General features: G+C 37.8%; 15 protein-coding genes. 4 read left to right on the plus strand and 11 right to left on the minus strand.

The genetic code is table 11. The features are described from left to right. Positions 1-128: 128 nt before the first annotated feature. From LRP83_RS10595 to LRP83_RS10605, 3 genes are all read right to left on the minus strand, one after another. Positions 129-368 carry a CsbA family protein gene (locus LRP83_RS10595; protein ID WP_230496677.1) on the minus strand — a complete coding sequence of 80 codons (240 nt, stop codon included), beginning with the start codon at positions 366-368 and terminating at the stop codon, positions 129-131. 270 nt (positions 369-638) lie between these two features. After that, positions 639-1,571: a cation diffusion facilitator family transporter gene (locus tag LRP83_RS10600; RefSeq protein ID WP_230496678.1), complete on the minus strand. Its 933-nt coding sequence runs from the start codon at positions 1,569-1,571 to the stop codon at positions 639-641. A gap of 87 nt (positions 1,572-1,658) precedes the next feature. Further along, on the minus strand, positions 1,659-2,039 hold the full coding sequence (locus LRP83_RS10605) for an ArsR/SmtB family transcription factor (RefSeq protein WP_230496778.1): 381 nt from the start codon (positions 2,037-2,039) through the stop codon (positions 1,659-1,661). Between the two features lie 197 nt (positions 2,040-2,236). Here LRP83_RS10605 and LRP83_RS10610 point away from each other — a divergent pair, with 197 nt between their 5' ends. Next, complete coding sequence (locus tag LRP83_RS10610) at positions 2,237-3,802, plus strand: ATP-binding protein (protein ID WP_230496679.1); 1,566 nt, start codon at positions 2,237-2,239, stop codon at positions 3,800-3,802. 278 nt (positions 3,803-4,080) lie between these two features. Here LRP83_RS10610 and LRP83_RS10615 read toward each other — a convergent pair whose 3' ends face one another. Beyond that, positions 4,081-5,280 (minus strand): PDZ domain-containing protein, encoded by a 1,200-nt coding sequence (locus LRP83_RS10615; protein ID WP_354002339.1) that lies wholly within the window; start codon positions 5,278-5,280, stop codon positions 4,081-4,083. A 193-nt stretch (positions 5,281-5,473) separates the two neighbouring features. Next, positions 5,474-6,946, minus strand: a complete 1,473-nt coding sequence (locus LRP83_RS10620; protein ID WP_230496680.1) for a S41 family peptidase — start codon at positions 6,944-6,946, stop codon at positions 5,474-5,476. 260 nt (positions 6,947-7,206) lie between these two features. On the opposite strand from LRP83_RS10620, the gene LRP83_RS10625 reads away from it, so the two are divergent. The 3 genes from LRP83_RS10625 (at position 7,207) to LRP83_RS10635 (ending at position 8,629) form a co-directional block, all read left to right on the plus strand. Beyond that, positions 7,207-7,410, plus strand: coding sequence for a DUF1657 domain-containing protein (locus LRP83_RS10625; RefSeq protein WP_230496780.1), 204 nt, complete (start codon positions 7,207-7,209; stop codon positions 7,408-7,410). A 126-nt stretch (positions 7,411-7,536) separates the two neighbouring features. After that, positions 7,537-7,743: a DUF1657 domain-containing protein gene (locus tag LRP83_RS10630; protein ID WP_230496681.1), complete on the plus strand. Its 207-nt coding sequence runs from the start codon at positions 7,537-7,539 to the stop codon at positions 7,741-7,743. Between the two features lie 19 nt (positions 7,744-7,762). Next, on the plus strand, positions 7,763-8,629 hold the full coding sequence (locus LRP83_RS10635; protein ID WP_435531345.1) for a DUF421 domain-containing protein: 867 nt from the start codon (positions 7,763-7,765) through the stop codon (positions 8,627-8,629). Positions 8,630-8,719: 90 nt separating this feature from the next. Here the strand turns inward: LRP83_RS10635 and LRP83_RS10640 are convergent, their stop codons facing one another. The 6 genes from LRP83_RS10640 to LRP83_RS10665 all read right to left on the minus strand — a co-directional run bounded on the left by LRP83_RS10640 (position 8,720) and on the right by LRP83_RS10665 (position 14,833). Further along, a complete protein-coding gene (locus LRP83_RS10640; protein ID WP_230496682.1) occupies positions 8,720-10,000 on the minus strand; it encodes a murein hydrolase activator EnvC family protein in 1,281 nt (426 codons plus the stop codon). A 220-nt stretch (positions 10,001-10,220) separates the two neighbouring features. Further along, complete coding sequence (gene ftsX / locus LRP83_RS10645; protein ID WP_230496683.1) at positions 10,221-11,114, minus strand: permease-like cell division protein FtsX; 894 nt, start codon at positions 11,112-11,114, stop codon at positions 10,221-10,223. Beyond that, complete coding sequence (ftsE, locus tag LRP83_RS10650; protein ID WP_230496684.1) at positions 11,104-11,790, minus strand: cell division ATP-binding protein FtsE; 687 nt, start codon at positions 11,788-11,790, stop codon at positions 11,104-11,106. Before ftsE ends, ftsX begins: the two co-directional genes overlap by 11 nt. A gap of 318 nt (positions 11,791-12,108) precedes the next feature. Continuing rightward, positions 12,109-12,420 (minus strand): cytochrome c551, encoded by a 312-nt coding sequence (gene cccB / locus LRP83_RS10655; RefSeq protein ID WP_230496685.1) that lies wholly within the window; start codon positions 12,418-12,420, stop codon positions 12,109-12,111. A 53-nt stretch (positions 12,421-12,473) separates the two neighbouring features. Then, positions 12,474-13,337, minus strand: a complete 864-nt coding sequence (locus tag LRP83_RS10660; RefSeq protein WP_230496686.1) for a YitT family protein — start codon at positions 13,335-13,337, stop codon at positions 12,474-12,476. A gap of 197 nt (positions 13,338-13,534) precedes the next feature. Next, a complete protein-coding gene (locus LRP83_RS10665; RefSeq protein WP_230496687.1) occupies positions 13,535-14,833 on the minus strand; it encodes a cytochrome c3 family protein in 1,299 nt (432 codons plus the stop codon). Between the last annotated feature and the right edge of the window lie 56 nt (positions 14,834-14,889).

The raw sequence follows: 14,889 nt of genomic DNA on the forward strand, positions 1-14,889 counted from the left end.
TACCACAAAGCATCCAAAACAAACCAACATTATGCGAACTGATATTCGTTTTTTTTTTGAATTGAAGTAGGTAAGAGGGATTTTTTTATTAAAGAGAAGAGCCTGGCGATTGAACTCGACAGGCCCTTTTATGCATCTCGTCTCGTTTTCGGCTTCATTTTAGCTGCAAGCCAAAATCCAACTGTTAAGGAGAAGGAATCTACGATAATTAGTGAAGGTGTATTCGTATAGCCCTTATATACTGATGCGGCAATGAGAGCAACCGTTAAGACAAGTCCAATGACCCGATTATAGGTTACACGAGTAAAAAAGATAACAAGAAATCCTGGAAGAAATAAACCAGATAAATGACGAATAATTTCAATCATGATCCTACTCCTAAATTGGCATTTGAATTTCTATAGTTATAGGCGTTAAAACTATTTTAACTATAGTTGAAAGTGAGTTTCTAAGGCTCTTTTCGTAAACTTTGTTGCTATTATTTCTTAAAGACAAACAAAACAAAGAAATAACACAGGCTAACTTATTACAATGACGAAAAGATGCCCCGAAGCCTTAATAAATACGGGTTAAGACAATGTTCGAAAAGCATCAATATGTGCGAAAACAGCCATATCTAAAAAAGATTCTATATTCTTCTAGTTACACGACCCATGAGGATTTGGGCAGCCATTTTCTGCTCGTTCCACTTGAATGGTGCTATGTTCAATCCCAAAATCATCATGAAGTAGCTTTTGGGCTCTTTTTAAAACATCATCATGATTCCCTATTTCTGTAATGGCTAAGTGACAGCTTAAAACAGGATATCCCGATGTGATCGTCCAAATGTGCAGATCATGAAGCTCATTGACTGCGGGAATTTTCAACAGGGCTTCTTTAACTTTATCGATATCAAGCTGTGTTGGAGCCCCTTCCATTAATACGTGGAAAGATTCCTTTGTGACGCGATAGCCGCTGACTAAAACGAGAGCTGCTACAATTACGCTAGCCAATGGATCCGCCCAGCCCCAGCCAAAAACCATAATAAGAATGGCCGCGATAATTGCACCAAAGGATCCAAGCATATCTCCAAAGACGTGAAGCAAAGCGCTACGAACATTTAAGTTCTCTTTATCGCCCTTCATCAAAATCATTGCTGCGACGATGTTGACAATCAGTCCAATCGAAGAAATGACGAGCATGCCCGTACTTTGAACGGATGGCGGGGCTAAGAAGCGGTGATAGGCTTCAAAGGATATATATAGGGCAATTAGAATTAATGTCAAACCATTCAGTGCGGCAGCAATAATTTCAAACCGTTTAAATCCATAGGTTTTATTTTTCGTTACTTGTTTTTCTCCTAATTTCAAAGCAAAAAAACTTAATCCTAACGCTACTGCATCACTTAGCATATGTCCAGCATCTGACAATAAGGCTAAGCTATTTGTAAGAACTCCTCCAATCACTTCAACGATCATAAAGGAACTAATTAATAAAAACGACCAAAATAGTGCAGTTTTGTTCGTTGAATGATGGTGGTGATGGCCATGACCATGACCGTGATCATGCGAATGGTGATGATGGTGACCCATAAAATATTCCTCCCTTTGTTATCGACGCTTTAACGCGGTGCATAGACGGGGGACAGTCCCCCAGTGCTTTAATGCGGTAGAGCGAATTTATTGTTTGGTCTGTGCCGGGTGGTGCAGATGTTCATGATGGGTAAAGGCTAGGTCAATGAGCTGGCGAACGTGTTCATCATCTAAGGAATAGTAAACGAGTTTTCCTTCTTTGCGAAATTTAGCGAGCCCTAAGTGATGTAAATGTCTTAAGTGATGTGATGCAGTGGCTGTTGTAGCACCTACAATATTTGCGACATCACAGACACAAAGCTCCTTTTCTAGCGAAAGTGCATAGGCAATCTTCATTCTCGTTTCGTCTGATAATGCTTTAAATAGCTTTGCCACATCGATTATACAGTTTGAATTTAGCTTCTTTTGAATAGATGCTACTTTATCTTCATCAACGCAGTTGACTTCACACATATTTAAGTCTTTCAACGCTATCACCTCAATTAATTTGATGGACTACTCCTACATTATTGTTCAAATGTTCGTTTGAATATATAATATTCAAATACAGGTTTGAGTGTCAATATTTTTTTTACAACAATGGAAAAATTGAGAAAACTAAAGTATAATTAGGAAAAATTTTGTCAATTTATGTTTGGCGCATTAAGGGATTAGGAGTGGAAAAAGTGGATCAAAGGTCAAAAATCTTACAATATCTAAACTATGTAACGGAGACTAATGGTACATTAATCCTGCACATTTTTTGTGTCTTCATTGGGATTCGTGTCTTTTTTGAAATGAATTCGATGAATCATAGACTTTTGGCCATCACTTTTTTAATTGTCTTTTTGTTATCATCCTTTTTTAAAAAAAGAACTCTTGTATTCTATCCTTTCATATCCGCTTCCATACTACTTTTCACCCTTATTACCATTTTTGCTAAAATGGATTTCTTTACCCTTCTTTCACTTGCAAACAATTTCCTAATCGTCGCTGCCTTTCTTTTTCCAAATCCATTTACAATTGTCCTTGTTGGCGGGGTTTTTACTAGTTTACTATTAACCTATCAGGATAGTTTGTCTTTGTATTTTATTAAAGGTAGTGTCGTAGGACTTGTAATTAATACCATTTTCTATTCATTATTTGCCTATCTAATTAGATATTTGTATAAGAAAAAAGGAGAATTACAGGAAAGTGAAAAAAACAATCAGCTGTTATTAAGCTTGCTACCTAACCCGTTATTCATCCATCAAGAAGGTGTGATGGTCTTTATTAATCAAGAAGGGCTCAGGTTAATCGGAGCAAAAAATATAAAAGACTTAAAGGATAAATCGATTTTTCAGTTTGTCAAACCAGACTACCATAATGCAATTAGAGACCGAATTGACGCAACTTTTTTGTCTGAAAAATCAACTACTCCCTTTCAAATAAAAATTTCCAACCTAAATCAAGAGGTTTTCGATATCGAGACAACCGGAATAGCGATCAAATACCAAGGCAAACCTGCTATTTTAACGATTGTACGTGACATTACCGCTATTAAAAATCAAACGGACGAGTTAATTAGAAAATCCGACAAGCTTTCCTTAGTCGGACAGCTTGCTGCGGGAATTGCTCATGAAATTCGTAACCCTCTCACCTCATTAAGAGGTTTTATTCAGCTGCTACAATATAAATCAGAGGATAATAAGGATTATTGTGGTATTATGCTCTCGGAACTGGATCGAATTAATTTAATTGTTGGCGAATTTTTAATTTTAGCTAAGCCACATATGGTTCAATTCAATGACAGAGATATTAATCAAATTATTCGACACGTTTTAACCTTAATTGGCACACAAGCGATTATCAATAATATTCATCTTGACCATAAACTAGCCGATGAGCTTCCTACTATATCCTGCGAAGAAAACCAATTAAAGCAGGTTATTATTAATTTAATCAAAAATGCGATTGAAGCAATGCCAAACGGAGGCACGATAACGGTGGAAACAGGGATGCACGATGAGAATCATCTGTATATTAGAGTAACGGACGAAGGAAATGGAATTTCAAAAGAAATGCTTGATAAGCTCGGTGAACCCTTCTACACCACTAAGGATCACGGCACTGGCTTAGGCTTGATGGTTTGCTATAAAATTATTGAAAATCATCTAGGGGAACTTAAGGTCCAAAGTGAAATAAACCAAGGAACCACTTTTGAAATTATCTTAAAAACCTCCATTTCTAATAAAGAATTAGTAACTTCATAATAGTTTACTAATAATGCGTGGATAAGTATGTGGATAATCGACAGATTTTTGTGGGTAAGTATTAATGATACGTGGATAACGTTAACTTTCCTGTGGACAATAGACTTAAACTACTAGAATAACTGTTGATAACCAGAGATATCCACAAAAACCTGTTGATATCCATGTTAATAAGTTTAATTTTCAAAAAATAATAAGACTGATTCCTGCTGCCCTTGTTGGCAACTTCGAATCAGCCTTATTTGATTTCATTAGTCAGTAGCAAAAACGAATGATTGTTACACTGCCTCATTTCCCCATTTTTCCTGATCAGATACAAATAGGACACCGAGTTCATGGTGCTCGCCTTCATATAATGCCCGTCCAACAAAACGAATTTGTCCGTTAATGTCGATGACCTCTAGCTTACATTGGGCTCGATTCCGAACTAAGCCTTCATAAAAATGAGATTCATTGTAAACCTTTGTTCCGTTAACTTTAGTAATTAATTCCCCTACCTTCAGCCCCATCTTTTCAGCTGGTGAATCAGGTAACACATCTAAAATCATCACACCATTGTCTCTCTTCGAAAAATAAACAGGTGCATTTTCTTCTGAAACTCGCTGTTGTATCGTAATGGCTTCACGACCAATCATAGCTAATGCTACCACAATGATTGTTGCTAGCGGAAACCAAAAACCAGTGATGGCTAAAGCCGTTGTGACCACTCCTAGTTTAATTACTTTTTTACCTAAACGTTTGACAGCCTCTTTCGGGAGCTGAGCCAGAATTTGCTGATGAAAACCAATTGCAAAAGGTACTAGTAATATGGAATAGGATTCTCCACCAATGGAAAATATCGGCCACCAGTCAAAGGGGAGTGAAAGTGATTCACCTGGAATAAGAAGCAACATTGGGACGGCCCAAATTCGTTTTGCTTCATGGATCCCAACCCATTGTCCACGTTTACTTTTTAATAGCTTCGGCGAGGTAGCAGTTGAACCATTCCGGACAATTAATATTCCCTCTATAATGATGAGGGTGGTCAAGAAAATACCGATGGCTGGGTAGATTTTTTCATCTAAGCCCACGAATGCATTTGAGAAAAATGGGATAGGTAGAGTTCTTCCAGCAGCAAAAATTAATGCAAAAAAACTTGCCCCAATAATATAGGCTGGTGAGAGCACTCTTATCTTTGTGGTTGCACTCAATAAGAACGAGAACAACACGAATAGCAAGACTGCCCCAAGGGGAATGACTAGACCAACTGCTATCGTTACGATAGAGGCAACAAGTCCAAGGACAACTCCTAGTGGAAAAAGCTGACGGAGCTCAAAGTAAGCATCTTGTACACGTACGTGGAAATTTCTTCTCTCCCTCTTAACACGTGCAACTCCAAGTACCGCCGCTAAAAAGAACAAATAATAGAATAACGGATTCCAAAACATCTTTCCCACGCCACCAAGCAAAGCCCACAGCCAATCCTGAACCATCTCCATACCCATCCACCTTCTCTCTTTATCAAAAATCCCTACAAATCTATTAATTCCTATTCTACCAAATAATTGGAGGACAGTCGACAATAGATATAGTAGTAAAGGCTTTAATGCGTTGAAGTACTCGGGGACTGTCCCTCAGCACTGCAACGCAAAAAAGCATTGAAGTCTGGCTTCGATGCTTTTTTGTGTTTGGTTATTTTAGGTCTGATGCTGCGACTGCGGCTAGTTTTAAGGCTGTTTGAAGCTGTAAGTCGTTTTCTTCTTTGCGAACCGCTTTAATGACTTCTGCTTCAAGTGATTCCGCTGTTTTCTTGTCAATTTCACCCGTAGGATTTAATGTATGCTGACGTTGGAAGGCTTTAACAGAGAGCTCCGTCCGGCTGTTAAAGTAACCGTCCAAGCGTCCTGGGTCATAGCCTAATCCTTTTAATATCGTCTGAGCATTTTTCACCTGCTCATTATTCATGTCAATTTTCAACGGCTTCTCTATTTGGAGCGGATGTGCCTGATATAACTCTGATTGTTTCACTTCAATATCAGGTTTGACACCCTGCTTGTGAATCCAGTTCCCATCTGGGGTTAACCATTTAAACAACGTCAGTTTGATATTGCTACCATCGCCCATCGGCACTGCTTGCTGGACTGTGCCTTTTCCAAATGTTGTTTCCCCAATCACCTGATAACCTTGTGCTTCCTTTAAAGCGCCAGCCAAAATCTCCGATGCAGAAGCACTTCCTTTATCCACAAGCACGACAATTGGATAATCCTTTTCTCTCTTTAACGAAGAAAAATAGCGCTTTTTCTCACCATCACGCATTTCAATCTGCACATAAGGCTTTTTTTCTGTAACAAGCTCTTTTAAAATTTCCTCGACACTGGATAATAATCCACCAGGATTGCCACGCACATCTATTACTAGTCCCTCAATTTCATCCTTCTCTAATTCCTTTAGCTGCTTTTTAAAATCTTCAGCTGTATTTTCAGAAAAAGAGGTAAGCTCTAAGTAGCCAATTTTTTCACCATTTTCCATTTTGACAGCTGAATGAACTGTTTCAACTGGAATTTCATCACGCTTAATGTTTACTGTAATCGGTTCCTTTAATCCAGATCTTAAAATTTCTAATTTTACGGTTGTTCCTTTTTTGCCTCGAATTTTTAAAGTCGCTTCATATAAATCCAGTCCTTCGACAGAAGTATCATCTACTTTAATGATTTGATCATTTGGCTTCACACCTGCTTTTTCCGCTGGCGAATTTTTAAATGGAGATACAATGATGATTTTTCCATCGGATTCACTTACCTCAGCCCCTATTCCTTCAAAAGAAGAATCTAGAGAATCGGAAAACTGCTTGGCGGTATTTTGATCCATGTATACCGAATACGGGTCATCTAATGTGGTAAGCATACCTTTAATGGCCCCTTCTATCAGTTGTTTTTCACCAACCTTTTCTACATAACGCTGCAGGATAAGGTCATATGCCTGTTCTACCTTTGCTAAAGTTGTATGATTGGTCCCTTCCGTTAAAGTTACCCCAGGTAATTTACCGGTATGTTGCTCTAGCTCTGATGGGGACTTGTAATCCAGCCACTTCATTCCGATATACGTTCCACCTGCACCGGTAATGAGCGAGCCAGACATAAGTATCGCTAGCCATTTACGATTCATCGTTTTCCTCCTCCTGAAATGCTCCCTTAGGCTGTTTCTCTCTATTCGTCACGACACAACCAATTTCCTTAGGTATGTAGCCGAAAATGTAAGACGTATGTCTCGATTATTAACATATATGATTAAAATGGACGAGTTATTCTAAAAGTGATAAATTCGCCATTTTAAATTCCAGTATTTGTAACCTCATATTTAATAAACAATAGTGCAATACTACTTAAAGTAGTTAATAAACTTTTTTGAAGGAAGGTATTATCCATATGACAGTTGCATCTGATGTAAAAACAACATTAGCTGGATTAAAAAGTGCTCAAGCAAGTTTAGAAACATTCTCCTTATCGACAGAAAATCAATCAGCAAAGCAATTATATCAAACGGCAGCACAACAAACACAGGCGATTATTGACACGATTGAACCTCGTCTGCAAGAAATTGAACAAGAAGAACCTCAGTATAAACAATAATAATTAGCTGACCAGGTATTGATTATTTTCACCAGATGATACCTGGTCTGGTTATACCTAATTCGGTTGGCTCCTAGCCAACCCTTTTCGATTTTTTAAAATTTTATTCTTAGGAAGTTGATAAAAATGACGGTTGCAGCCAATGTAAATCAATGTCTTTCAACGATTAAAGGAATAGAAGCTCAACTATCACTGTTTGCATTAAATTTTCAGGATGAAAAAGCCAGAGTTGTTCTGCATGAATCGATGATGCTGATGGAGGAGATTAAAAAGGATTTACAAACCCGAATTACAGAGCTAGAACTTGAGGAACCACAATATAAAAAAACTTAGATAGTAGCAGGTGATGGTGATGGAATTGGCAGATCCAATTGATATTATTTTCCGGTCCTTTTTATTCATCCTTATCCTATTTTTAATTACGAAAATAGTAGGGAAAAAACAAATTTCACAAATTACCTTTTTTGAATATGTCTCAGGTATTACTGTCGGGAGTATCGCGGCTGAGGTCATTACAGGGCTTGAAAGTAATATTTCTTATGGCATAATGTCCATTCTTATTTTTGGATTAACGGCTGTTTTAGTTGACTTTACTGCTTTAAAAAGTAAAAAATTCAGAGACATCGTAGAAGGGCGTGGCACTGTTTTTATTGAAGATGGAAAAATCCAAGAGGATAACCTAAAAAAGGAGCGCTATTCAACGGATGAATTAGGATCGTTACTGCGACGTCAAAATGTTTTTCGGGTGGCTGATGTTGAGTTTGCCGTGTTAGAGCCCACAGGAGATCTAAGTGTGTTATTAAAAAAGGAAAATAGACCTTTAACTCCTAAAGATCTTCAGCTAACTGTAGCAGATGAAAAAGTACCACAAACGATTATAATGGATGGGAAAGTTCTCAATGATCCGTTAGCTAAATCAGGGAAAAATCGTGCATGGCTTAACATTGAATTACAGAAGCTTGGTGTCACTATCGATAATGTATTTTTAGGGCAGGTTGATTCATTTGGCGAGTTAACGGTCGACTTATATGATGATAAAATTCAAGTCCCTTCGCCGCAGGAGCGCCCACAGGTAATGGCACTGCTCAAAAAGTGCCAGGCTGACTTGGAGCTTTTTTCCTTAGGGACCGATTCTGAAGGCGCAAAGAAAATGTATAAAAGAAATAGTCAAAAGCTTACTGAAGCGATTGAGAAGCTATCACCATATCTAAATGGATAAAGAAGGCGGTACGAGCAGAACTTTCTCTTCTAGACCTTAAAAAAACACAACTTATCAAATTAAACAATTTGATAAGTTGTGTTTGGAGTTTTAAATAGGTACGTAACTTAAAGGATTGACTGCGTTTGATTTCGCATCGTTCCATGGTCCTCTATGCAGCTCGAAGTGTAAATGTTGCCCTTGTGAGTCACCCGTATTACCCATAATTCCAATTTGTTGGCCTTTGGATACAACAGCACCTTCTCCGACGTGACGACTGCTCATATGTGCATAGACGGAGGTAAAGATTTGTCCATTAATCGAATGGGCAATGAAAATTACATTTCCATAGCTGCTAGAATAATAGGATTGGATAACCACTCCGCTTGCAGCGGCAACAATCGGAACATCACTTCGGTTTGCGATATCCACACCGTAATGGAATCTTCCCCAACGATGTCCAAACCCTGAAGTGAAAGTACCTTGTGCAGGCTTAGTAAAGCTTCCATCCGAAACTGGTGGTGTTGTGTGACTACCTCCACCTTGGTTCGCATTATTTTTTGCTGCCTCTGCTTCTCTACGTCTTCTCTCTTCTTCTTCAGCTATACGTTTTTGTTCCATTTGTATGGCTTTTTTAATGGCAGATTCTTGCGCTGCAAGGATAGCCGCTTGCTCTTCAGCAGCTAATTTATGCTCATGAATTTCTTCTTCCTGTACTTCAAGCTTAGCCAATAATTTATTTTGTTCTGCCTTTTTCGCATGTAAACTAGCTTTCAATGTTTCTAGTTCTTTACGCATTTTTACGAGATTAGCAAGCTTTGTTTCTACTTCTACCTTCTTTTTCTCTAAAAGTTCTTTATCTTCTGTATGTTTACGTAAAATATCCTGGTCTGCCTCCATAATGGTTGCGACAGCACTAAAGCGGTCGATAAAATCACTAAACGACTGCGCCCCCATTAGAACGTCTATGTAACTTATCGCTCCACCGGTTTCTTGAAAGTTTCGGGCACGATCCTTTAATAGCTCATTTCGCTTCGCAATTCGCTCTTCCAGTTCTTTGATTTCGACTTTTAAAATGCCGATATCCTTCTTCGTATTGTCAATATGGAAATTTTTCCCGCTAATTTTATTGGAAGTATCATTAATCGCCAAATCAAACCGTTCGATTTGATTACGGACCTCATTTTGTTCCATCTTTATTTGATTAATTTGCTTCTTTGCAGCATCGATTTCCGAATCTACTCCATCACGTTCATTAGAGATTTGATCTTTTTGATTTTTCAAGTCTGATAGTTTGCTAGCTAGCACTGTATCAATTGACGTTGCGGTAAATAAGCTACCAAAACCGATCATAGCCGCAATGACTAGCATTTTTACGGATTGTTTGTTCATTTTCGATTTCTCCTTTCCACTTGGCTCTTTTCGAAAACTTTTTTGCTATTTGATAGTAAGTAAAAATCGGCACTTGGATTTTTACGATTAAAATCTTAGGCTTAAAAATGTTGCATAGCGAAAAGGGCTCTACTTTCTCAGTTGTACAGGTAAATCGTGGATGTTTATTTAGACGAAATCCCCCTGCAGAAAAACTTTCTCCAGGGAGTCATTCGATTTTTTATATTTTTAAGAACTTTCTTATCGACATCATACTCCCCCACATTCCAATGAACGCTCCCATTAAAATGAGCAATCCTGAAACTTGGTAGATAAATGGTTTGTAAGCTAGCAATTGAATAAAATTACCCTCTAGCTTTGGTGCTAAATAGTCGTAAGCATAAAAGTAAGAGCTCGAAATAAGCATAATCGGGACCACGGCACCAAGAATTCCTAACCATAAGCCTTCAAGGAAAAACGGCCAACGAATAAAGGCATTTGTTGCCCCCACTAATCTCATAATTTGAATTTCTCTTCTTCTCGCAACAATCGTAATTCGAATCGTATTTGAAATGAGGAACATCGCCGTAAATAATAATCCGATAATTAAAGCTAAGCCAACATTCCTGCTAGCACTGATGAATTTAAATAGCTTTTCTACATGGCCTTGTCCATATTTCACTTTAGAAGCGTATTCCATTTTTTCAATTTGCTTAGCTACCGTCATTGTGTCAGTAGGCTTTTTCGTTTTTACAATAAATACGTCGTTCAACGGGTTTTCCTGTTCAATAAGCCTAAAGGCTTTTCCCTCTTCCCCCATGCTCGTAATCATATTGTTAAGTTCGGTTTCTTTTGAGGAAAAAAGGATTGATTTCACTTCCGATATGTCATTAATCTGTTTCTTTAAAGCCTGTTGATCTTGTTCATTAGCAGCAACATCGATATGAACGCGAATAATAACATCTTCCTCAATGTTTTTTGCTACTTGATTTAAATTCATCATAATGACGAAAAAAACTCCAACTAAGATGAGGGTTACGGTCACAGCACTTACAGATGCAAAGGTCATCCAGCCATTTCGAGCCAAACTTTTAAAGCTTTCTCGTGTGTGACGGCCAAGAGTTCTAATTTTCATAGCCGTAATCACCTCTTAGCTCGTCACGGACAATTCTTCCACCCTCGATAGCAATAACGCGGTTTTTAATTGTGTTGACGATTTCTCGGTTGTGTGTTGCCATCACTACTGTTGTTCCTCTAGTGTTAATTTCTTCAAATATTTTCATGATCTCCCATGAAGTCTCTGGATCTAAGTTCCCTGTAGGCTCGTCCGCAATCACGACCTTGGGAGAATTCACGATGGAGCGAGCAATCGAAATCCGTTGCTGTTCTCCACCAGAAAGCTCGGTTGGAAATACACGCGCTTTATGTTTTAAATTAACAAGCTCTAGGGTTTCCATGACTGCTTTTTTAATATACTTCGGGCTTTCTTCAATAACCTCTAGGGTAAAAGCTACATTTTCATAAACAGTTAACTTAGGAAGTAATTTAAAATCTTGGAAGACGACACCTATGTTTCGTCGTAAAAGAGGTACCTTTTTCGGTCTCAACTTTGATAGGTTGACGCCATTGATTATAATATTGCCAGATGTCGGAACTTCCTCCCGATACATCATTTTAATAAATGTCGATTTTCCTGCTCCACTAGGACCTACGACATATACAAATTCACCTTGCTTTATATGAACATCTATACCGTTAACGGCTCTGACCCCGTTCGGATATTGTTTATAAACATCTTGCATTTCTATCATTATTAATCACCTTATGGGTACTAAGTATTTTTGTTTCGACAAATTATTATTTGATTAGAAAACAAATCGACAAATAAATAAGCATTATTTTGCCCTTCCCTATTATAACATCATAATCTGACAAAAAAACCGCCAAATATATTACAGTTTCTTTTCAATAATGTCGAAAAACGGTTAAGATTACTCTTAATACCAAGAAACACAAGTGTAAAATAGGTCTATCTTCTCTTTCTGAAGTAAGCTTTTTATGCTTCAAAAAAACTTTTCAAAATAAAAAACGCTCTCACATATGAAGAGAGGCGTTTTTGGTTTTAACTATTATTTTTTAGAAGCTAACCATTCAGCAACAGCAGATGCTTCCTCACCTTTAATGATTCCACCAGGCATGCCGCCTTTACCATTTAAGATGATATTTTCAATTTCTTCTTTAGAATAGCGGGAACCAACGTTACTAATTTTAGGAGCGCCGCCGCCTTCAAGATTTTGTCCGTGGCAAGTAGAGCATTTCTGAGCTGCAATTTTTTCAGCGTCTACAGTGTCCCCACCAGTTGCTTGATCATCTCCGCCGCCCCCACAAGCAGCTAAAACTAATCCTGTTCCCATTAATAATGCAAGAAGCTTCTTTTTCACAAGATTTACCCCCTAAGTTAAAATATGGCATAGCACTTAACATTATAGCAATGTTACGCACGTTTGAAACCCTCCCCCAACACCTCAGAAGCGTCCATAACGATGATAAATGCAGTCGGATCAATGGTTTTCACTAATTGTTTCAATTTTGTGAACTCCGTTTGATCCACTACACACATAACAACGGGTCGTTCATGATCCGTATAACCGCCATATGCACTTAGTTTTGTCACACCACGGTCGATTTTATTCAAAATTCCTTCTTGAATTTCTGCTTGACGATTAGAAATAATCAAAGTCATCTTGGAGCGGCCAAATCCGATTTGGACTAAATCGATTGTTTTTGTTGTTACGTAAAGTGCAATTAAAGCATAAAGGCCTCTTTCTATGTCGAAAACGATGGCTGCTGTTAAGACAATAAGACCGTCAATAATTGCTACACATGTTCCGAGTGTTAAGCCTGTATATTTATGGATGATTTGCGCGGCAAGGTCAGTTCCGCCAGTTGATGCGTTTCCACGAAAAACAATGCCAAGACCCAGCCCGACCGATATCCCTCCAAACAGGGCACCTAGTAGGGGGTCGTTAGTCCATGGTTCAAGGTCATTTGAGAAAAAAACGACAAACGGAAGGAAAATCGTACCTACCAAGGTTTTAATTCCGAATTGCTTTCCAAGGACCAGGACGCCTGCAATGAACAATGGGATGTTGAAGGACCATTGAACGAATGCTGGTTCCCAGCCTAGTGTTGATTTTAGGATTGTACTGATCCCGCTTACGCCTCCTGAGGCGATGCTGTTAGGTAGTAGGAAGACGTTGAAGCCTATGGCGATGATTGCCGAGCCTAGTAGTATGTATACATACTCAGATATGATTTCTATTTTTAGATTGGGTTTATTCGTCCGTTTTCTTTTCATTTATGGTTATCCCCTTTTGTTTCGGTTGCGCTTAGGTAGCGCAGTTACATTATTAACCGAGAGTGAGTATAGCATGGGATAAAGTGTGTGTAAATATCCTTTGAGTAACGTGTTAAAGCGTTGATTTAAATTTATGATTTTAGATATAGGTTGTGTTGAGGATTCGGGTTTTATCCATAAAAAATACCTCCAAACTTTTAATTTGGAGGTGGTGTTGGCGGGAGATATGGTATAGGGCCGGCCACTCCCTTTATTGGTGCATGTGCCGCACTCTTTGAGCGTTCTAAGAATTCACTACTACCGTCACCATGGCAATCGGAACACGCCTGATTGTTATCTAATTCATGACCACTAACAGAAGTTCCCTCTAGATTTTTATCCGAAAAAGTTACATTCTTACCGTACATTTCTGTGTTGCCATTATGACATTTTAAACAGAAGTTTCGTTCATCAGCTATTGACCAATTTGAACTCGTTTCAAAATCATCATTCCTAGTTTCATCACCAAGTTTTTTCTTTAATGCCTTGATATTACTAGATCCATGAGTATCATGGCAATCAGAGCATGGCATTTGACCATTTAAGGGACTTTCATTCTCTGCATCAACATTATGACCAGATTTAGTTATGATGGCTGGAGAATTATAATATTGTTCAATGTTACTATTCACTCCGTTATGACACTGAAAACAGAAAGAATAATCATCAGCTGTTCCAATAGCTGTATCCCCCTTTTTATAGTATAAGGTTCTATAATGAGAAATATTTATTATTATTTCACTATCTTTATCTTCAGGACATGCCTCGCAATTTATTTCTTTAAGTCTAAAAGGATTTTCTAGGGTTCTATCAATGTGTGGGTCATGACATCCAGTACATGACCCTATTCTACCCTTTTCAACATCAATTTGTTGATGTAGATTGTGCTGATTAAATTCATCTATTATTGGCGCATTAGTTGTACCATCATGACAAGCCATACACATATTGGATGCGTTTTTCTTGGAAGCTGATCCACCGTTTAATCCTTTTCCTGACGACGCTGTGTGGGTATTATGGCAATTTGCACATGCTTGAGTATTTGTTGAATAGTTTCCATGAGCACCAACTACAAAAAAACTGATTTCTTGGTTACCTATTATATCTTGACCATCTTTTAATTCAAACTTAACGACATGAGTACCATCATATAATTCTTTTACAAATGTCCAATTTTCTGAATAAACGTTAATTATAATAGGTTCGGGATTCGAATCAAAATATATGAATATTTTCAAGTCATCTATAGCACTTTCTATATTTATAACTGTTCCATTAAAACTAACATTCAATTCATTTAGTTTTGAGCTATTTTGAGGTGAGTGAATCAACAGTTTAGGGGGATCAGACGCTGCCTCAATACCAATTTCAGGAAAAACAAAAAGGGTTAAACCTATTGAAAAAAATAGGAAGAGACTATTTATTAATATTACTTTTATTAACTTGGTAATTCTCATAGTTGGTCACCACTTTTTCTTTTTTTGACAGAAATATTTTGACTTGAGAAATAATA

Origin of the sequence: Pseudoneobacillus rhizosphaerae (assembly GCF_917563885.1) — a bacterium.
In the GTDB taxonomy this organism is placed as follows: domain Bacteria; phylum Bacillota; class Bacilli; order Bacillales; family Cytobacillaceae; genus Pseudoneobacillus; species Pseudoneobacillus rhizosphaerae.